This window comes from Polaribacter atrinae (assembly GCF_038023995.1).
GTDB lineage: Bacteria > Bacteroidota > Bacteroidia > Flavobacteriales > Flavobacteriaceae > Polaribacter > Polaribacter atrinae.
In genome coordinates this window covers 3,486,246-3,506,250 of sequence record NZ_CP150660.1, presented here as the reverse complement: position 1 = coordinate 3,506,250, position 20,005 = coordinate 3,486,246, and the positions used below count along the sequence as shown (strand labels likewise).

Sequence of the window (20,005 nt, the reverse complement as noted above, 5' to 3'; positions counted from 1 at the left end):
GAAAGAAATTTCTTTTTTCTTTTTCATAGCAATTTACTCCACCTCTCTATAGAAGTGGAGTTTTTATTTTAATAAAGCCTATTAACTTCATCACTGACTTTCTTTTGCACAATTTTACCATAATGAGATTGCGTTACATTCATATTAGAATGACCCAATAATTCCGATACAATTTCCATAGGTACATTGTTAAATAATAATACTGTTGTCGCAAAAGTTTTTCTTGCAGTATGATGGGTTAATTTTTTATTAATACCAACTAACTCCGAAATCTCTTTTAAATATGAATTAAACTTTTGGTTACTTAAAGTTGGCAACTTGTCATCATACTTATCTAAAATCTCTCTTGCTTTTGGTAAAATTGGAATAGATATTTTCCTATTCGTTTTTTTACGTATCATCTGAATCCATTCTTTACCATCAAAACCAATTTCTATATTTTTAGTTGTCAAAGTTGACATTTCTGTATAAGCTAAACCTGTGTAACAACAGAATATAAACATATCTTTTACTTGCTGTAATCTCACTTGACTAAAATTGTGTTTCTCTAACTTCTTTAACTCTACATCTGTCAAATAAATAATAACTGTTTTATGCTTCTTATTTTTATATAGATGAAATGGATCTTTCTTCAAATAGTTCTCTGAAATTGCAAACTGAATAATTTTCTTTACTCGCTGGATGCTTCTATAAACAGTAGCTTGTTTTAGTTTTAAATCTGTTTTAAAGAAATATTCTAAATCTTGAATAAATTTTAAATCTAAGTCATTTAATTTGACGTCCTTTCTTTTATAGAATTTAGTAATAAATAACGCTACTTTCCTTCTACTTTCCACATACCTGCTCCAAGACAATTTATTAAAATCAATTCCAATTAATTTTTCTGTCTTATTATTATGTAAATCATAAGCTCCCAAAATTGTAATTTCTTCTTTAGAATCTTCTCCTTTATATTTTCTATAAATATCATCTACATCAAACTCATTTGGCAGGATTTGAAGCATTAAAAAAGCCTTATCTATCTGTTGATGAATAAGGCTTAATTTGTTGTTTAAAATGATGTTTTCTTTGTTTTGTGGGGAAGCTTTTTGTTTCTTACTTAACCAAATATTAGGGTCAATAAATATCCCTATAGAAAATTGCTTTCTTGTTTTCTTATAAGTAATTCTACATTTCATAGGACATTGCCCTTTCTGGTTTATTTTGACTTTATCTATGTAAAATAGAATGTGTAATTTATATGATATCATAGTTTTATCTTTTTGATTGTTAATGAATTGTGAAAAACTTTTAGACAGGTATTTATATATTTTTTATACCTTTAATTTTATTAATCTAAAAATTTATAAGAATGGGGAAATTTGTTATTTCTAAAAGAACCAATGGAGAGTTTCAGTTTAACTTGAAAGCTGATAATGGTCAAGTAATATTAACTAGTGAGGGGTATTCTTCAAAAGCAGGTTGTGAAAATGGTATTTCATCTGTTAAAACTAACTCTCAAGATGACTCTAAATTTGATAAAAAGACATCAACTAATGGAAAGCCATATTTTAATTTAAAAGCTAGTAATGGACAGATTATAGGTTCTAGTGAAATGTATGAAAGTACAAGTGGAAGAGATAATGGTATAGCATCTGTAAAGAAAAATGCACCATCAGCTGCTACTGAAGATATATCATAAAAAATAAATCTATTTTTAATTATTTGGAGCTTAAATATGAGCTCCATTTTTTTATATCTAATTTAAAAAGGGGTACTTTTAGAAAAAGTGGGGTACTTTTAATATACCTTATTCTTTATAAAAATGATGATTTAGGTAAATTTGATATAATACTGTAAAACACTCTAAACCCTTACAAAACCTATAGAAAACAAAAAAGCCTCACATTTCTGTGAAGCTTTAAGTGAGCCCTGAAGGATTCGAACCTTCGACCGCCTCCTTAGAAGGGAGGTGCTCTATCCAGCTGAGCTAAGAGCCCGTAATTTTTAAGTTGTTACGACCAACTGTGTCGGGGTGGCAGGATTCGAACCTGCGACCTCCTCGTCCCAAACGAGGCGCGATGACCGGGCTACGCTACACCCCGAATGCAATTTCTTAGCGGAGAGACAGGGACTCGAACCCTGGCGACCCTAAGGTCGACAGATTAGCAATCTGCTGCATTACCACTCTGCCATCTCTCCTTTCGGCGTTACGTTTAAAACATAACCTTGAAATTGCGAGTGCAAATTTAAGACATTAAAAGGATTACACAAGCCTTTTTTGATTTTTTTTTAAATTATTTTTTTTATTCTGGATATTCGACCCTTAAATGATAGATATTCATCAGCTTTTTCTTGATCACTTTCTTTATAATTTCGATCTCTCTAAAGGTTATATTCGAATTTAAAAACTGATTATCAGCCATTTGTTTACTTATAATTTTATCTATCAAATTACTAATAGATAAAGCTGTTGGTTTTGTTAAACTTTTAGACGCTGCTTCCGAAGCATCACACATCATTAAGATTGCTGTCTCTTTAGAAAAAGGAATAGGGCCTTGATATTGAAACTTCTTTATATCTACTTTTGTGTCGGGGTTTAATTCTTGTTCTTTTTTATAAAAGTAATAAGTAGAACTTGTACCATGATGTGTTCTTATAAAATCTATAATTCTATCTGGTAACTTGTATTTTTTAGCCAACTCTACCCCTTTAATAACATGATCTGTAATTATTTTAGAACTATCCCTTGGAGATAAATCGTTGTGCGGATTAACCCCGGTAGATTGATTTTCTGTAAAATACATTGGATTTAATATTTTACCAATATCATGATATAAAGCCCCTGTTCTAACCAACATAGAATTGGCTCCTATTTCATTAGCTGCAGCTTCTGCTAAATTAGCTACTTGCATGGAATGCTGAAATGTACCTGGAGCTTTTTCGTTTAACTCTCTTAAAAGCTTCGCATTTGTGTTAGAAAGCTCTAATAAGGTAATATCAGACATTAAACCAAAAACCTTTTCATACATATATATTATAATTATTGATAAAAAGGATAAAAGACCATTGGCTGCAAAAAGCATAAAATAATTCCAATTTATTTGAGAAGCATTTCCTTCTTTAATGATAGAAAAAGCAAAATAAGTAATCATATAAATAAGCGTAATTTGCGCAACAGAGATAAACAAATTCCCTCTTTTATAAAGTTCAGAAACGGTAAGTATTGTAACCATACCTGCAATAATGTGTAAGTATATAAACTCAAAACTATTGGGTACAATATATCCTAAAAGCAATACTGTTAAAACATGTGTAAATAGCCCCAAACGAGCATCAAAGAACGCTTTTAAAACTATTGGCAACACACTTAAAGGAACCACATATAAATAGTCTGTATTGTACTTTATAACCAATGTTTGTATAAAAATCATTAAAAAAACATTGAAAAATATAAAGGTAACCTTGTTATTATTGTCATATATTTCTACTCTATACTTTTTTAAGAATAATAAAAGCATCAATAAAGCTAGAGAGACTAAAATAGTATAACCTAAGATAATCCAATTATAATTGGAGTCGGTCCAAACCTGAGATTCAGATTCAGTTTTTAAAGAATTTAAGATTGCTAGTTTTTTTCCCTCTACAATATCCCCTTTTAAGATAATTAACTTACCAGACTCAACTATTCCTTTTGTATAAGAAATATTTTTTATTGCGTTCTCAATTACTTTATCAGTATAAAGATTGTCAAAATAGATGTTCGGTTTTATAATTTCGGATAATAAATTTAATAATATTTTTTTACCATAAAAAGATTTTTCTGCTTCTAAATTACTTCTAATTATTTCTAAAACTTCTTTTGATGTTAACAGGTTTTTAAACAAAACATCTTCTACTTCATTCCCTTTTCTAAGAGCAACTATTTCATTTTTATTTGATACCCGTTCTTGACTTACTACTTCTAAAAAACCTCTCTTGTAGATGTTATCTATAACTTTCTGACCAATTTTAGATACGTTTGCAACCTCATCTAAACTTAAAGAATCCGATTGTTTTAATAACGAAATTCTTCTTTTATAATTTGATTTTACATTATTTTCCACCTCCAAATCATGTAAAAAATATACTTTCGAATTTTCAGAAATTTCCTTTTTTTCTATAGCAATTTCTTCTGCAGTTTTTTGAATAGAAAAATCAAAAGGCGCATATAAATTATCGTATTTCCAAAGCTGCCCATTATTAAAGTCATATTTAAATTGACCTCCTTTTGGAAACAAATAAACAATTGCAACAGTGGCAACTAAAAACAAAATTACCTTATAAATAATGGCATTGTTTTGGTACAGTTTATTAACTATATTACTCATAAAATTTATCTTCTTACCACAAACTTACCATAAAAAAGTTAAGCTCAGAAATTCAAGTAGAATAATAAAACTAAAATTGATTAAAAATAGTTAATTTAGCATAACAAATCTTACTCAAAATAAACACTATATTTATGAAAGAAGTCGTAATTGTATCTGTAGCCAGAACTCCAATAGGAAGCTTTATGGGAAGTTTATCTACCATCGCTGCCCCTAAATTAGGAGCAATTGCTATAAAAGGAGCTTTAGAAAAAATAAATTTAAATCCAAATTTGGTTGAAGAAGTTTTTATGGGTAATGTAGTTTCTGCAGGTTTAGGTCAAGCTCCAGCAAGACAAGCAGCCATTTTTGCAGGAATACCAAATACAGTACCTTGTACTACCGTAAATAAAGTATGTGCTTCTGGCATGAAATCTATAATGTTAGCAGCTCAAACCATTGCTTTAGGCGATGCTGATATAGTGGTTGCAGGTGGTATGGAAAACATGAGTTCTATTCCTCATTATCAACACGCAAGAAAAGGATCTAAATTTGGACCAATTACCATGGAAGATGGCCTGCAAAAGGATGGATTAGTAGATGCGTACGACAATATACCAATGGGTGTTTGTGCAGATGCTTGTGCTACTGAATATCATTTTTCTAGAGAAGATCAAGATGCATTTGCTGTACAATCTTATAATCGCTCTGCAAAAGCTTGGAGTGATGGAAAATATGCTGATGAAATTGTACCTGTAGAAATTCCTCAAAGACGTGGAGAACCAATTGTATTTTCTGAAGATGAAGAATACAAGAATGTAAGAATGGATAAAATCCCTACATTAAGAGCTGCTTTTACAAAAGATGGAACTGTTACTGCTGCAAACGCCTCTACAATTAATGACGGTGGTGCTGCGTTAGTATTAATGTCTGCAGATAAAGCAAAAGAACTAAACATTAAGCCTTTAGCAAAAGTAATCAGTTATGCAGATGCTGCTCATGAACCAGAATGGTTTACAACAGCGCCAGCTAAAGCATTACCAAAAGCCTTAGCTAAAGCAAATATTTCTATTGATGATGTAGATTATTTTGAATTAAACGAAGCTTTTTCTATTGTTGGATTGGCTAATATGAAAATTTTAGGCATTACAGATGATAAAGTAAATGTAAATGGAGGCGCTGTTTCTTTAGGGCATCCATTAGGGGTTTCTGGAGCTAGAATAGTAATTGCTTTAACTTCTATTTTAAAACAAAATAAAGCCAAAATTGGTGCCGCAGCTATTTGTAATGGTGGTGGTGGAGCAAGTGCTTTTGTTATAGAACGAATTTCGTAAAAGATTTAATTCAACATTTAAACTCAAAACTCATAACTTGTTATACGGCATTTGTAATTTAAGCATTGTTCCTTTAAGAGCAGAAGAATCAAACCAATCAGAAATGACGAGCCAACTTTTATTTGGTGAAGCTTTTGAAGTGATTGAAAAACAAAAAGAATGGAGTAAAATTCGTTTGACTTTTGATAACTATGAAGGATTTATAGATAATAAACAATATACAGAAATCACAGAAGATTTCTATTTAAAACTAAAGACTGAGAAGCAATATTTTTCAGGAGAAATGATTGATTTTATTACCAATAATAAAAATGAGTTAACCACAATTCCTCTAGGAGCTAATTTGCCATTTTACAATGCAGGTAAGCTTCAAATTAACTCAGAGTTATATATATATGAAGGAGCCGTTTTATCAGAAGAAAAATCTAAAAATAAAATTGCACAAACTGCTTTTAATTATTTAAACACTCCTTTTTTATGGGGAGGAAAAACTCCTTTTGGTATTGATTGTTCTGGCTTTACACAAATGGTTTACAAACTTTGTGGATATAAACTTTTAAGAGATGCTAACCAGCAAGCTACGCAAGGTGAAGTTTTAAGTTTTATAGAAGAAAGTGAGGCTGGTGATTTGGCTTTTTTTGACAATGAAGAAGGAGAGATTATTCATGTTGGAATAATTTTAAGCGACTATCATATTATACACGCTCATGGTAAAGTGAGAATTGACACATTAGATCATAGTGGTATTTTTAATGCCGAGCTCCAAAAACATACACACAAATTAAGAATTATAAAAAAAATGATATAAAAAAAACCGAAACTAAAAATAGTTTCGGTTTTTTTTAAGTAAAAAGTCTTAATTATTGACCTCTCATTTCTTTATAAATTGGTCTTAAAGCATCTGCTTCAGATGTCATTTCTAAAGTATCATAAATATTTAATAAAGTACTTACAGTCCCTTCTGTTCTACCAAGCTTATCAGCTTTAACAATATAAGGTAAAGCTTCTTTACAAATAACTTTTAACTCTCCTTCTAATTCTGTGTATTTCTTTTCATTCGATAAATTTTCATTCATCTCATTAATAACCTCTATTCTTTTATTTAAAATAGTAACTCCTAAATTTAAATAAGCGTCTCCATACTCTGGATTTAATTCGATAGCTTTTTCATAAAATCCAATTGCTTCTTCAATATGATTTTCTTGAGCATTTACAACACCTAAGTTAAAAAATAAGGTTGGATTTGTAGGATCAAGCTCTACAGCTTCTTTCATTAACTCTCCAAATTTATCCATTTTTTCAAGTTCAATGTACATTTGAGCTTGGTTTAATAATAAATTGATGTCTTTAGGATTAGATTTTCTAGCTTCTTCTAAAGCTTCAACAGCCAATTCTGGTTTCCCTTGATTTACGTAGATGTAACCAATATTTTTAATGATTTCTGCTTGCTTAGATTCGGTATTTTTATTACTTGGGTTTGTATATTTCCCAAACTTAATCATTGCATCTCTATTTGCCTTAGTTCCTAAATCTTCCTCTTCACCTGTTTCTTTATTAACAGCAATATATTGGGTAGTAATACCTGTATATTTAATCTCTTGCAACTCTTTATAATACTTTAAAGCCCCATCATAATCCTTAGCTAAAGAAGAACTTAAAGCCGCATTGTACAAGAAAGAAGTATCTTTAGGACTTAATTTGTATGTTAAATAAAAATCACTTGTTGCATTTTTATAGTCTTGCTCGTTGTATGCTTTAATTGCATTTTTAGAAACAGACTGTATTAATTCATTTAATTTAGGCTCTGCTTCTTTAGTATATTTCTGCTTTCCAATTTCTTTTTCGTAAGCTATTAATTTATTATATGCTGCTGCTGCCTTCTCTGCATTCGAACTTCCAAAAGCAGATCCTTTTAAAAAGTAATACTTTGCTTTATATTTTGAATCCATTGAATCTTCTGTAGCTTCTAAACCAGCTAATGCTGCTTTCGCCTCTTTAAATTCACCTTTTTTAATTGCCTTTTCAGCAGCTTTTAGTTCATCTTTTTGCGCAAAAGAAGCTATTGATAAGAAACCAACTGTTAACGCTAATATTTGATTTTTCATTTTACTAATTATTAATTTATTGTTATTCTTGATTTTCATTTGAATCATTTTCAATTTCCGTGCCATTCTCTGTTTCTCCTTCAGCACCTTCTCCCTCAATCGCTTCTTCTTCTACTACTTCTTCTTCATGAGCAACTTTAGCAACCGCAGCAATACTGTCTGAATCTTTAATATTTATTAAACGAACTCCTTGTGTTGCACGTCCCATAACTCTTAAATCTTCAACAGCCATTCTAATAGTTAATCCAGATTTATTTATAATCATTAAATCGTTAGAATCATCTACATTCTTAATAGCTACTAAATTACCTGTTTTCTCAGAAATATTTAAAGTTTTAACACCTTTACCTCCTCTATTAGTAATTCTATAATCTTCTAATTTAGAACGCTTACCGTATCCTTTTTCAGACACAACAAGTATGTTGCTTTCCATATCATTTACAGCAACCATACCTATTACCTCATCATTTTCATGTTGTAAAGTAATACCTCTTACTCCTGAAGCAGTTCTTCCCATTGGGCGTGTTTTTGCTTCTTCGAAACGAATAGACTTACCAGACGCTAACGCTAACATAACTTGACTGTCTCCAGTTGTTAACTTCGCTTCTAATAATTCATCACCGTCCTTAATAGTAATTGCATTAATACCATTTGTTCTTGGTCTAGAGTATTGCTCTAAAGAAGTCTTTTTAACCTGACCTTTCTTTGTTGCCATAATAACATAATGGTTATTTACATACTCTTCATCTTTTAAATCTTGAGTTACTAAAAACGCCTTTACACTATCGTCTTGCTCTATATTAATAAGGTTTTGCATTGCTCTACCTTTGGTGTTTTTACCACCTTCTGGAATTTCATATACTCGCATCCAGAATACTTTTCCTTTTTGGGTAAAGAACATCATATATTGGTGGTTTGTACCAACAAATAAATGCTCTAAGAAATCTTCATTTCTAGTAGTTGCTCCTTTTTGACCTCTACCTCCTCTATTCTGAACTTTATACTCCTCTAAGTTTGTACGTTTTAAATATCCTGCATTAGAAATTGTTACAACTACTTTGGTATCAGGAATCATGTCTTCAATACGCATATCTCCACCAGCAAACTCTATTACAGATCTACGCTCATCACCATATTTATCTTTTATAAGTGATAATTCTTCCTTTATAATATCGTATCGTCTAGGTTCGTTTGCTAAAATATCTTTTAAATCAGTTATTGTTAACATAATTTCATCAAACTCAGCACGTAATTTATCTTGCTCTAGTCCTGTTAATTGACGCAAACGCATTTCTACAATTGCTTTTGCTTGAATTTCAGATAATTCAAAACGCTCAATTAAACTCTCTCTAGCTTCATCTGCATTATTAGAAGCTCTAATAATTTTAATTACCTCATCAATATTATCCGAAGCAATAATTAACCCTTCTAAAATATGTGCTCTAGCTTCTGCTTTTTTAAGTAAAAATTCTGTTCTACGAACAATTACTTCATGTCTATGTTCAACAAAATAATGAATTAACTCTTTTAAGTTTAATTGTTCTGGTCTACCATTAACCAAAGCAATATTATTTACACTAAAAGAAGTCTGTAATTGTGTATACTTAAATAGTTTATTTAAAACGATGTTAGGTATTGCATCACGTTTTAAAATGTACACAATACGCATTCCGTTTCTATCAGACTCATCACGAATATTCGCAATTCCTTCTAATTTTTTTTCATTTACAAGATCAGCAGTTTTTTTAATCATTTCTGCTTTATTCACTTGGTAAGGGATCTCTGTAACAACAATGCACTCACGTCCTTTAACCTCTTCAATAATAGCTTTAGCACGCATAACAATACGTCCACGACCAGTATGAAATGCATCTCTTACACCATCGTAACCATAGATAATTCCTCCTGTAGGAAAATCTGGTGCTGTAATGTGTTGCATTAATTCATCTATCTCAATATCTCTATTATCAATATATGCCATGGTACCATTTATAACTTCTGTTAAGTTATGTGGAGCCATATTAGTTGCCATACCTACTGCAATACCAGAAGCTCCGTTTACCAATAAATTTGGAATACGAGTTGGTAAAACGGTTGGTTCTTGCAAAGTATCATCAAAATTTAATCGATGATCTACAGTTTCTTTATCAATATCAGCCAACATATCTTCTGATATTTTTTGCATTCTAACCTCAGTATAACGCATTGCTGCTGGCGAATCTCCATCTACAGAACCAAAGTTCCCTTGACCATCAACCATCATATAACGTACACTCCAGCTTTGTGCCATACGCACCATAGAATCATAAACAGAAGTATCTCCGTGTGGGTGATACTTACCTAAAACTTCCCCAACAATTCTTGCAGATTTCTTATATGAACCTGTAGCTTTAATCCCTAACTCGTGCATACCAAACAAAACCCTTCTATGAACAGGCTTTAACCCATCTCTTACATCTGGTAATGCTCTTGAAACAATTACTGACATCGAGTAATCGATGTACGCAGCTTTCATCTGTTCTTCAATGTTAATCGGAATTAACTTTTCTCCGTCTGCCATATTTATATTTGATTAATTTTACGTCATTTTTTTAAAACAAGGCAAGTTACTATTTTTCCTTGTTTTTACAAAGGTTTTAGCACTTGTAATTCAGTAGAGTTATCAACATTATTTCATAATTTTTAACAATATTTTATTTGCTTGATTTACAAGAGTTTTCTACCTTGGTATCTTAGTCAAACTGTCAGTTTTTTACCATTGGCATCTTTTTTGTAATTATCTACAAAAAAAAGGACTAAATTTACAACACATCAATTATAGACAGATAGAAATATGGACGATAATTTTTCACCAAAGGTTAGAGATGTAATTACTTTCAGTAAAGAAGAAGCGCTACGTTTAGGGCAAGAATTTATTGGAACAGAACATCTTTTACTAGGTTTAATAAGACAAGGAGAAGGAAAAGCAGTAGAAATATTAACAGCATTTGATGTTGATTTTGTTTTATTGCGCAAAAAACTAGAACAATTAAACCCTGTAAACCCAACGTTTACAGAAAGTACAGATAAGCCAAGTTTACGATTAACAAGACAAGCAGAAAAAGCGTTAAAAACCACTTTTTTAGAAGCTAAATTATATCAAAGTGAATCTATAGATACGGCACATTTATTACTTTGTATTCTAAGAAATGAAAACGACCCAACCACAAAGTTGATTCACAAATATCATGTAAATTATGATGACGCTAAAACGCTTTACAAACAACTACATGTAGATGATATAGAGTTGCCGATAAACCCTATTGCAGAAACACCCTCTGACGATGAATTTGCTTCAGAAAAATCAAACCCTTTTGATCAAACTCAAAAAGGAAAAACAGTAAAAAAATCGAAGACTCCAGTACTAGATAATTTTGGTAGAGACTTAACTGATTTAGCAGAAAAAGGAAAATTAGATCCGGTTGTTGGTAGACAGAAAGAAATAGAACGAGTTTCTCAAATTTTAAGTAGAAGAAAGAAAAACAATCCAATGTTAATTGGAGAACCAGGTGTTGGTAAATCTGCCATAGCAGAAGGCTTAGCTTTACGAATTATTGAAAGAAAAGTTTCTAGAATTTTATTTGACAAACGTATTGTTTCTTTAGATTTAGCAAGCTTGGTTGCGGGCACAAAATACCGTGGTCAGTTTGAAGAACGTATGAAAGCCTTAATGAATGAACTTGAAAAAAATGATGATATCATTCTTTTTATTGATGAAATTCACACCATTGTTGGTGCCGGTGGAGCAACAGGTTCTCTAGACGCATCTAACATGTTAAAACCCGCTTTAGCAAGAGGAGAAATACAATGTATTGGTGCAACTACGTTGGATGAATTTAGAACCAATATAGAAAAAGATGGCGCGTTAGAACGTCGTTTTCAAAAGGTAATTGTAGATCCTACTTCGATAGATGAAACGATACAAATTTTACAAAATATAAAAAGCAAATATGAAGAACATCACCATGTAAACTATACAGACGATGCTATTGAAGCTTGTGTAAAACTAACAAGTAGATACATGACGGATAGATACCTACCAGACAAGGCAATTGATGCTTTAGACGAAGCTGGCTCTAGAATTCATATTACAAATATTGTGGTTCCACAGCAAGTTTTAGAGCTAGAATCTAAATTAGAAACTATTAGAGAGCAAAAAACCAAAGCTGTAAACGGACAGAAATATGAAGAAGCTGCCAAGTTACGTGACGATGAAAAAAACATGGAAGCAGCTTTAAATTCTGCTCAAAATCAATGGGAAGAAGACTCTAAATTAAATAGAGAAATTGTAACGGAAGACAATGTAGCAGAAGTGGTTTCTATGATGACAGGAATCCCTGTTAATAGAGTTGCAGAAGCAGAAACTAATAGATTACACGAATTACCTGCCTTAATAAAAGGAAAAGTAATTGGACAAAACGAAGCAGTTACCAAAGTAGTAAAAGCTATTCAAAGAAATAGAGTTGGACTAAAAGACCCAAACAAACCTATTGGTTCATTTATTTTCTTAGGACAAACCGGTGTTGGTAAAACGCAATTAGCAAAAGTACTAGCACGTGAGTTATTCGACTCTGACGATTCTTTAATTAGAATTGACATGAGTGAATACATGGAAAAATTTGCAATCTCTCGTTTAATTGGAGCACCTCCGGGATATGTTGGTTACGAAGAAGGCGGACAACTTACTGAAAAAGTAAGAAGAAAACCATACTCTGTAGTCTTATTAGATGAAATAGAAAAAGCGCATCCAGATGTGTTTAACATGTTGCTTCAAATTTTAGATGATGGTCACATTACCGATAGTTTAGGTAGAAAAATCGATTTTAGAAATACCATAATTATTATGACTTCTAACATTGGTGCACGTCAATTAAAAGACTTTGGTGGCGGTGTCGGTTTTGGTACAGCTACTAAAGCAGCACAAGCAGATGAACATGCAAAATCTGTACTAGAAGGTGCATTAAAGAAATCTTTTGCCCCTGAGTTTTTAAATAGAATAGATGATGTAATTGTATTTAACGCTTTAGAAAGAGATGATATTCATAAAATTATAGATATCGAATTAGATAAACTATTAAACAGAATTTCAGATTTAGGATATACTTTAAAACTAAGCGAAAAAGCAAAAGACTATATTGCTGACAAAGGTTTTGACAAGAAATACGGAGCTAGACCACTTAAAAGAGCAATACAAAAATACATTGAAGATGCTTTAGCTGAAGAAATTGTAAATTCTAAACTTTATGAAGGTGACACCATAAATATGGATTTGGATGAGAAAGAAAACAAACTCACCATTACCATTGAAAAAGGCATAAAGAAACCTGAAACAAGAACTGAAACCGAAAAGGAATCTTAAAATTATAAAAATCCCAAACTTTCGTTTGGGATTTCTTTTTTTTACAAAAGAACAATTTACCTCTATTATCTTCTAACTGAAATAAGTTAACTTTGCTTATTAATAATTAAAAGCAGCATGCAGGAAGCAAATATTAGATATTACCTCCAAATCAACCCTAGCAATAATTAAAATGAAATCTATTTATATACTTTTATTTCTAGCTTTAACAAGTTGTACTTCTTTAAAAAAGAATACTAACAGCAATTCCTCTACCGAAGAAACTAAACCTACAATCTCTAAAGTTATTTTCTTAAATTATAAAGTTTACAAAAACCCACATCAAAACATAGAGTTTTCTTTTATCGACAAAATAATTACAGAAGGAAACCTCAAAAAGAATCGTTATCAAGAAGCAAATAGCAATTCGGGAGACTTAATATGCATTCAACAAGACATCAATTCTATAGCAATTGATAGTATACAAATAGAAAATCCGTTAATAAAAAACTTCGAATATGCAGATGATTCTGGTAAATTAAACCGAAAAACAATTGAATTAGACAGCACTATGCTATCTATTCGGATGGACTTAAAACCACAAACAAAATTTATAACACTTAAATTGCTCAGTGAAACCAATAATAGTCTTTTAAAAATACAGTTATGAAAAAAACACTACTCTTATCTATTCTATTTTTGTGCGCATCTATTACCGCACAAACTTTTGACGTAACAACAATTACACAATCTGGTTCTAATGAGAGTAGAATTAATATTGTAATTCTATCAGACGGATATCAAAGTACAGAACTGAATCAATTTATAACAGATGCTACTAATTTCTCAAATGCCCTGTTTGCAGAAACACCGTATAAAGAATATAAAAATTACTTTAATGTACATGCCATAAAAGTACCTTCTAACGAAAGTGGCGCAAATCATCCCGGTACAGCTACAGATGAATCCACCTCCAACAACCAACCATCAATTACTGTAGACAACTATTTCGAATCTACTTTTGATGCCTTTGACATACATAGATTACTTGTTTCAAACAACACAAAAGTACTTAGTGTTTTAGCAAATAATTTCCCTACTTATGATATTGTTTTAGTTCTAGTTAACAGCCCCTATTACGGTGGTAGTGGAGGTCAAATAGCAGTAGCTTCACTACATACATCAGCTAACCAAATTGCCATTCACGAGCTAGGTCATTCTTTTGTTAATCTTATAGATGAGTATTACCCTGGAGACAGCTACACTAGAGAAGGCATCAACATGACCCAAGAAACAAATCCTGCAAATGTAAAATGGAAAAACTGGATCAATCAAAACGGTGTCGGTATTTACCCATACGGAACTACAGGAAATGCCGCAAGTTGGTACAAGCCACATCAAAACTGTAAGATGCAATACTTAAACAAATCTTTCTGCCCAGTATGCACAGAAGCAACCATAGAACAAATACACTCTATGACCTCTCCAATAGACTCTTACACACCAGAAAACACAGGAACCATAGATTTAACCGAACCCTTAGATTTTAACGTAAACACCATTGCCCCACTACCAAACACTTTAAAAATTACATGGACCCTAAACGGTACCGTAATAAATAATGAAGATTTTTCTGTATCAATTACAAAAGATGATTTAATCAGCGGAGATAATCAATTATTAGCAACAATCAAAGACCAATCCGCATTATTAAAAGTAGACAATCATGAAACTACACATTTTTCTACCACCCTTTGGACGATTAATCCAAGCACGTTAAGTATTGATGATATTTCTACAAATAGCTTTAAAATTAACCTATCCCCTAACCCAACACCAGGTATTTTATATTTTGATGTAACTGGTAAAAATGAAAACTACACCGTTAGCATTAAGGACATTTCAGGAAAACAGCTGATTCTTAAAAATATTAATAATTTAGAAAAACGTCCCCAAGTACAGTTAACAGATCTACCTGCAGGAATCTACTTTATCAATTTTTCATTTGAAAACGGGACACAAGTTTCTAAAAAAATAATTAAAGAATAACAATTAAAAACCAAGTTTACTGTTGCTACTTCAACTGAGACAAATACAACAACTCATTAATAACACCAAAACAATTTAAAAGTAAATTAAAATCAAAAAATCCCAAACTTACGTTTGGGATTTTTTATATATTAAAAACAATCTATTGCTTTAAAAAAGATTAAAAGCCAACTGAACTCTCGCATATTTTAACGAAGGATTCCACAACACGGTAGTTGAAACAGGCAAACTATAATTACCCAACATTACTGTTTTAGAAGCCGTAAGCCCTACATTTACTAAATCAAAATTTTCTTGACCATCACCATACAAATGAGTATCACCATTTAAAGAAAACCCAGCACCTACAAATCCATCTAAATTAACTTTAGCATCTTTAACCAAAGGATACGAAACCTGAACATAAGTAGAGTAACGTTGTTCAAAATCTAAATTTTGATCATATTGACCATCACCACTTCCAAACAATAAAAAATCAGCCTCTAATCTTAAAGGAAAACTTTCTCCAAAATTATAAGACGTTCTTAAATCTAATAAATGCCCTGAAGTTTCTTTATCATAATCCCAAACATCAGGATTAGCAACACCTCTTGTATTAAACAAATCCCATAAAGCTATAGAAAACCCATTTTCTGCATATTGTACATAATAATTTATCTCCTTATAAGAAGAACCATCACTTTCGTTTGAAAAAGCCATTCCTCCCCAAAAACCTGTTGTAAAACTTCCAGATTTATTCAATTTAATTGAAGTAAAAACTGCAACCATTGGCTTATCTGTTATAACCAAACCTCTCCAAAGGTGATTACTTTTAATATCAACACTAAAATCTATCGGACTATCTTTTAAATCAGTTTCTTGTGCAAAACCAACTTGCATTGACAAAACCGCTACTAAAATTACTAATATTACTTTTTTCATAATCTTATACCTTTAAATATATTTTTACAATAATGCAACATATAATAACGCTGCCAACACACTACCAACAACAGGCCCTACAATAGGAATCCAAGCATACCCCCAATCACTACTCCCTTTTACAGGTAAGATTGCATGCATAATTCTTGGTCCTAAATCTCTTGCTGGGTTAATTGCATAACCAGTAGTCCCTCCTAAAGACAAACCAATTGCCCAAACTAGAAACGCTACAGGAATCGCCCCTAAAGAACCTAACCCAATGACAGCACTTGCATCAATATCTCCAATAAGATCAATACTTGGCCCCGCTAAATAAAGAATTACAAAGATTAACACAAAGGTCCCTATAATCTCACTCATCATATTTGAAAACGAATTTTTAATTGCTGGCCCCGTACTAAAACAAGCCAATTTCCCGCCTTCATCATCTGTTGCTTTAAAATGATCTTTATAAATTAACCAAACTAAAAACGCTCCCAACATTGCACCAATAAGTTCTCCTGCAATATACTCTGGCACCAATCCCCAAGAAAGCTTACCTGCCGTTGCCAAAGCAATCGTTACCGCAGGGTTTAAGTGCGCACCACTAAAAGGCCCTGCAACAATAACTCCCACAAACACAGCTAACGCCCAACCTGTAGTTATTACAATCCACCCCGAACCATTTCCTTTTGTTCCGTTTAAAACAACATTAGCTACAACTCCATTACCCAATAGAATCATTAACATTGTCCCCAATATTTCTGCTACTAAAATTGACATATTTTAATTTTTTTACATTGTTAAACAAATTATTAATCCTCTATCCAGTTTTGAGCACATGCCACAGCTTTATGCCAGTAATGCAACATTCTATCAACTTTTTCCTCCTCCATTTTAGGGAAGAATTCTTTATCAACAACCCATTGCGATTGAATATCATCTACACTATCCCAATAACCGACTGCTAAACCTGCTAAATACGCAGCCCCTAAAGCCGTTGTTTCTAGTGTTTTTGGACGAATAATTTTAAAACCAAATAAATCTGATTGTATTTGAAGTAACAAGTCACTTGCCGCAGCTCCACCATCAACCCTTAATTCGATACTTTTTTCTCCTGCATCTGCTTCCATCGCCTTAACAATATCATACACCTGAAAAGCAATACCCTCTAAAGTTGCACGTGCAATATGAGCATCTGTAGTACCACGAGTAATACCAAGCATTGCCCCACGAGCATATTGATCCCAATAAGGAGCACCTAACCCTGTTAATGCAGGTACAAAATAAACACCTCCATTATCCTCTGCCATTTCCGCTAAATGATTTATACCAGGAGCTGTTCTCACCATTCTTGCTCCATCACGCAACCATTGAATTGCAGCACCACCAACAAAAACACTACCCTCTAAAGCATAGGTCGTTTTTCCTTTAATTTTCCACCCAATAGTGGTTAATAAATTATTTTCTGAATACACTGCTTTCTCTCCTGTGTTCATCAATAAAAAACAACCTGTACCATACGTATTTTTTACCATTCCTGGTTTTGTACACATTTGCCCAAACAAAGCTGCTTGTTGATCTCCCGCAATACCAGCAATAGGAATCTTAGTTGAAAACAGCGTTGTTGCAGTCTCCCCATAAACTTCACTACTTTCTTTAACAGTAGGTAAAATAGCTTTAGGGATATTAAATAACTCTAATAATTCTTCATCCCATTCTAAAGTATGGATATTAAGCAACATCGTTCTACTAGCATTAGAAACATCCGTTATAAACATTTTCCCTCGAGTCAACTTCCAAACCAACCAAGTATCTACAGTACCAAAACAAAGTTTACCAGCTTCAGCTCTTTCTCTCGCCCCCTCAACATTATCAAGAATCCATTTTAATTTAGTTGCAGAAAAATAAGCATCCAAAACCAAACCTGTTTTCTTTTTAATCATATCAATATGACCTTCTTCTTTTAATTGATCGCAATATTTTGCAGTTCTACGATCTTGCCAAACAATTGCATTATAAACAGGTTCACTTGTTTCACGATCCCACACAATTGTTGTTTCTCTTTGATTTGTAATACCTATTGCTGCAATTCCCTCTCCAGAAATACCCTCTTGCGCAGTAACTTCTGCTGCTACAGAAATTTGTGAAGACCATATTTCATTAGGACAATGTTCTACCCAACCCGGTTGCGGAAAAATTTGCTCAAAAGGTTTTTGAGATGTTCTAACAATTTCACCGTTATGATTAAACAGAATTGCTCTAGATGATGTTGTACCCTGATCTAATGCTAAAATTAATTTTTCTTTCATCTTTAGTTAATTGGTTTTAATTAAAATTGTTTTTATTTATAAAATATAATTTGAAGTTACTTCTAGATAAGCTGCTACTTGATCCTTCTCCCAACTCAAATCTTTACCCAACTCCTTTGCCATTATTCCAGCAACTTTAGGAGCCATTTTTATACTTTCTTTTGCATCTAATAATTGACAACGAGTTCTTCTTGCTAAAAAATCTTCAACAGTTCTAGCCATCTCATACTTAACCGCCCATACAACTTGAGCTTCTATTACTTTTGATGAAGGACTGATAAAACTTTCTAAACCTTCATCTTTTGCTAGTTTTAGCATTTTTTCCTCATCAGAACCATAGAAATAAAAAGGTTTTGTAAAATCTACATTTTCTTTGTACCCATGAATTTTTAAATGTCTTGTTTTGGTTGGAATATGCGCCCAACCATGTAGTTTCTCTGACTTATCTACTAAATCTTCACCCATTTTTCTAAAAGTAGTCCACTTACCACCTACCATAGTTAACATCCCTGATTTTGACGTGTAAATTTTATGACTTCTAGAAATTTCTTTTGTTTTATCACTATGCCCTTTCGTTGCCGCCAAAGGACGCAAACCTGCAAACACACTTAACACATCACTTCTTTTAGGCGCTTTTGTTAAATACCTACCCGCTGTACTTAATATAAATTCTACCTCCTCTTCAAGAGCAATAGGCTCTAAAGATTCTTTTTCTATAAGCGTATCTGTTGTACCAACAATAACCTTATCATGCCAAGGCACCAAAAACAACACCCTTCCATCATCTGTTTTAGGTATTGTTATTGCATCATCGCCAGGTAAAAATGATTTATCTAAAATTAAATGCACTCCTTGACTTGGAGCAATTGTTTTTTCTGCTCCAGGCGAATCCATTTGTAAAATATCATCTGCAAACACACCTGTAGCATTTACCACTTGCTTTCCTTTTATTTCATATTCTTTCCCTTCCTCCTCATCACGAACATGAACACCTGTCACCTTACCGTTAGCATCTTTAACCAACCCTGAAACAGAACAATAGTTTACCACAACACCTCCCATTTCCACACAATTCTGCAAAGCATTAATAGCCAACCTACTATCATCAAACTGCCCATCATAATACACAACACCTGCTGATATTTTATCTGGATTGATTAGAGATATACGTTTTAAAGTCTTCGCTTTTGAAATTCTTTTAGATCTTCCTAAACTTAACCTTCCAGCCAACAAATCATAAAATGTTAAACCTACCGTATACAAAATTTCATCATACAAACCGTGCGTAGGTATAATAAAAGACTGACTTTTAGTAATATGTGGCGCATTCTTTAACATCAAACCTCTTTCTACAACCGCCTCTCTTACCAAACCAACATCACCTTGAGCTAAATACCTTACCCCACCATGCATCAACTTTGTAGCCTTACTTGATGTTCCTTTTGTAAAATCGGATTTCTCTAACAACAACACAGAGTACCCTCTTGCCGAAGCCTCTAAAGCAACACCAATACCAGTAGCCCCTCCACCAATCACAATGAAATCATACTCTTTAGTATCGCTACTTAACTTTTTTATCATTTCACTTCTTACCATAATA

At 32.4% G+C, this 20,005-nt stretch carries 14 protein-coding genes and 3 tRNA genes; 6 read left to right on the top strand and 11 right to left on the bottom strand.

Annotated features, from left to right (window positions below; translation table 11 throughout):
- Positions 1-68: 68 nt before the first annotated feature.
- Positions 69-1,250 carry a site-specific integrase gene (locus tag WG945_RS15315; protein WP_068451715.1) on the bottom strand — a complete coding sequence of 394 codons (1,182 nt, stop codon included), beginning with the start codon at positions 1,248-1,250 and terminating at the stop codon, positions 69-71.
- Between the two features lie 101 nt (positions 1,251-1,351).
- On the opposite strand from WG945_RS15315, the gene WG945_RS15310 reads away from it, so the two are divergent.
- A complete protein-coding gene (locus tag WG945_RS15310; protein WP_068451714.1) occupies positions 1,352-1,681 on the top strand; it encodes a YegP family protein in 330 nt (109 codons plus the stop codon).
- A 224-nt stretch (positions 1,682-1,905) separates the two neighbouring features.
- Here the strand turns inward: WG945_RS15310 and WG945_RS15305 are convergent.
- The 4 genes from WG945_RS15305 to WG945_RS15290 form a co-directional block, all read right to left on the bottom strand.
- Positions 1,906-1,979, bottom strand: a tRNA-Arg gene (locus WG945_RS15305).
- Positions 1,980-2,009: 30 nt separating this feature from the next.
- A tRNA-Pro gene (locus WG945_RS15300) sits at positions 2,010-2,084 on the bottom strand.
- Between the two features lie 15 nt (positions 2,085-2,099).
- Positions 2,100-2,181: transfer RNA gene (locus WG945_RS15295), tRNA-Ser, on the bottom strand.
- A 104-nt stretch (positions 2,182-2,285) separates the two neighbouring features.
- Complete coding sequence (locus WG945_RS15290) at positions 2,286-4,349, bottom strand: HD family phosphohydrolase (RefSeq protein WP_068451713.1); 2,064 nt, start codon at positions 4,347-4,349, stop codon at positions 2,286-2,288.
- Positions 4,350-4,483: 134 nt separating this feature from the next.
- Here WG945_RS15290 and WG945_RS15285 point away from each other — a divergent pair, with 134 nt between their 5' ends.
- Both WG945_RS15285 and WG945_RS15280 read left to right on the top strand, forming a co-directional pair.
- Positions 4,484-5,662 (top strand): acetyl-CoA C-acyltransferase, encoded by a 1,179-nt coding sequence (locus WG945_RS15285; protein ID WP_068451710.1) that lies wholly within the window; start codon positions 4,484-4,486, stop codon positions 5,660-5,662.
- Between the two features lie 37 nt (positions 5,663-5,699).
- Positions 5,700-6,470 carry a C40 family peptidase gene (locus WG945_RS15280; RefSeq protein WP_068451707.1) on the top strand — a complete coding sequence of 257 codons (771 nt, stop codon included), beginning with the start codon at positions 5,700-5,702 and terminating at the stop codon, positions 6,468-6,470.
- A gap of 52 nt (positions 6,471-6,522) precedes the next feature.
- On the opposite strand, the gene WG945_RS15275 is transcribed toward WG945_RS15280, so the two are convergent.
- Positions 6,523-7,806: a tetratricopeptide repeat protein gene (locus tag WG945_RS15275; protein ID WP_231874689.1), complete on the bottom strand. Its 1,284-nt coding sequence runs from the start codon at positions 7,804-7,806 to the stop codon at positions 6,523-6,525.
- Positions 7,790-10,327, bottom strand: coding sequence for a DNA gyrase subunit A (gyrA, locus tag WG945_RS15270; protein ID WP_068451704.1), 2,538 nt, complete (start codon positions 10,325-10,327; stop codon positions 7,790-7,792). Before gyrA ends, WG945_RS15275 begins: the two co-directional genes overlap by 17 nt.
- A 273-nt stretch (positions 10,328-10,600) precedes the next feature.
- Between gyrA and WG945_RS15265 the strand changes: the two genes are divergently transcribed.
- The 3 genes from WG945_RS15265 to WG945_RS15255 all read left to right on the top strand — a co-directional run bounded on the left by WG945_RS15265 (position 10,601) and on the right by WG945_RS15255 (position 15,193).
- A complete protein-coding gene (locus tag WG945_RS15265) occupies positions 10,601-13,165 on the top strand; it encodes an ATP-dependent Clp protease ATP-binding subunit (protein WP_068451701.1) in 2,565 nt (854 codons plus the stop codon).
- 172 nt (positions 13,166-13,337) lie between these two features.
- A complete protein-coding gene (locus WG945_RS15260; RefSeq protein ID WP_068451699.1) occupies positions 13,338-13,814 on the top strand; it encodes a hypothetical protein in 477 nt (158 codons plus the stop codon).
- On the top strand, positions 13,811-15,193 hold the full coding sequence (locus WG945_RS15255; protein WP_068451696.1) for a M64 family metallopeptidase: 1,383 nt from the start codon (positions 13,811-13,813) through the stop codon (positions 15,191-15,193). Before WG945_RS15260 ends, WG945_RS15255 begins: the two co-directional genes overlap by 4 nt.
- Positions 15,194-15,343: 150 nt before the next feature.
- Here the strand turns inward: WG945_RS15255 and WG945_RS15250 are convergent, their stop codons facing one another.
- Genes WG945_RS15250 through WG945_RS15235 form a run of 4 tightly spaced genes read right to left on the bottom strand, consistent with a single transcriptional unit; the run spans position 15,344 to position 20,001 of the window.
- Entirely contained in the window at positions 15,344-16,114 is a 771-nt protein-coding gene (locus WG945_RS15250) for a hypothetical protein (RefSeq protein WP_068451695.1), read from the bottom strand.
- Between the two features lie 24 nt (positions 16,115-16,138).
- Positions 16,139-16,876: an MIP/aquaporin family protein gene (locus tag WG945_RS15245; protein ID WP_068451693.1), complete on the bottom strand. Its 738-nt coding sequence runs from the start codon at positions 16,874-16,876 to the stop codon at positions 16,139-16,141.
- 32 nt (positions 16,877-16,908) lie between these two features.
- Positions 16,909-18,405 (bottom strand): glycerol kinase GlpK, encoded by a 1,497-nt coding sequence (gene glpK, locus WG945_RS15240; RefSeq protein WP_068451690.1) that lies wholly within the window; start codon positions 18,403-18,405, stop codon positions 16,909-16,911.
- A gap of 36 nt (positions 18,406-18,441) precedes the next feature.
- Positions 18,442-20,001: a glycerol-3-phosphate dehydrogenase/oxidase gene (locus tag WG945_RS15235; RefSeq protein ID WP_068451757.1), complete on the bottom strand. Its 1,560-nt coding sequence runs from the start codon at positions 19,999-20,001 to the stop codon at positions 18,442-18,444.
- Positions 20,002-20,005: the final 4 nt, after the last annotated feature.

What these genes read in the sequence shown, in the direction of transcription:
- WG945_RS15245 (WP_068451693.1), bottom strand. Translation starts at nt 16,876, where the DNA reads ATGTCAATTTTAGTAGCAGAAATATTGGGGACAATGTTAATGATTCTA.
- WG945_RS15260 (WP_068451699.1), top strand. Translation starts at nt 13,338, where the DNA reads ATGAAATCTATTTATATACTTTTATTTCTAGCTTTAACAAGTTGTACT.
- WG945_RS15250 (WP_068451695.1), bottom strand. Translation starts at nt 16,114, where the DNA reads ATGAAAAAAGTAATATTAGTAATTTTAGTAGCGGTTTTGTCAATGCAA.
- WG945_RS15265 (WP_068451701.1), top strand. Translation starts at nt 10,601, where the DNA reads ATGGACGATAATTTTTCACCAAAGGTTAGAGATGTAATTACTTTCAGT.
- WG945_RS15290 (WP_068451713.1), bottom strand. Translation starts at nt 4,349, where the DNA reads ATGAGTAATATAGTTAATAAACTGTACCAAAACAATGCCATTATTTAT.
- gyrA (WP_068451704.1), bottom strand. Translation starts at nt 10,327, where the DNA reads ATGGCAGACGGAGAAAAGTTAATTCCGATTAACATTGAAGAACAGATG.
- WG945_RS15255 (WP_068451696.1), top strand. Translation starts at nt 13,811, where the DNA reads ATGAAAAAAACACTACTCTTATCTATTCTATTTTTGTGCGCATCTATT.
- WG945_RS15275 (WP_231874689.1), bottom strand. Translation starts at nt 7,806, where the DNA reads ATGAAAATCAAGAATAACAATAAATTAATAATTAGTAAAATGAAAAAT.
- glpK (WP_068451690.1), bottom strand. Translation starts at nt 18,405, where the DNA reads ATGAAAGAAAAATTAATTTTAGCATTAGATCAGGGTACAACATCATCT.
- WG945_RS15285 (WP_068451710.1), top strand. Translation starts at nt 4,484, where the DNA reads ATGAAAGAAGTCGTAATTGTATCTGTAGCCAGAACTCCAATAGGAAGC.
- WG945_RS15310 (WP_068451714.1), top strand. Translation starts at nt 1,352, where the DNA reads ATGGGGAAATTTGTTATTTCTAAAAGAACCAATGGAGAGTTTCAGTTT.
- WG945_RS15235 (WP_068451757.1), bottom strand. Translation starts at nt 20,001, where the DNA reads ATGGTAAGAAGTGAAATGATAAAAAAGTTAAGTAGCGATACTAAAGAG.
- WG945_RS15315 (WP_068451715.1), bottom strand. Translation starts at nt 1,250, where the DNA reads ATGATATCATATAAATTACACATTCTATTTTACATAGATAAAGTCAAA.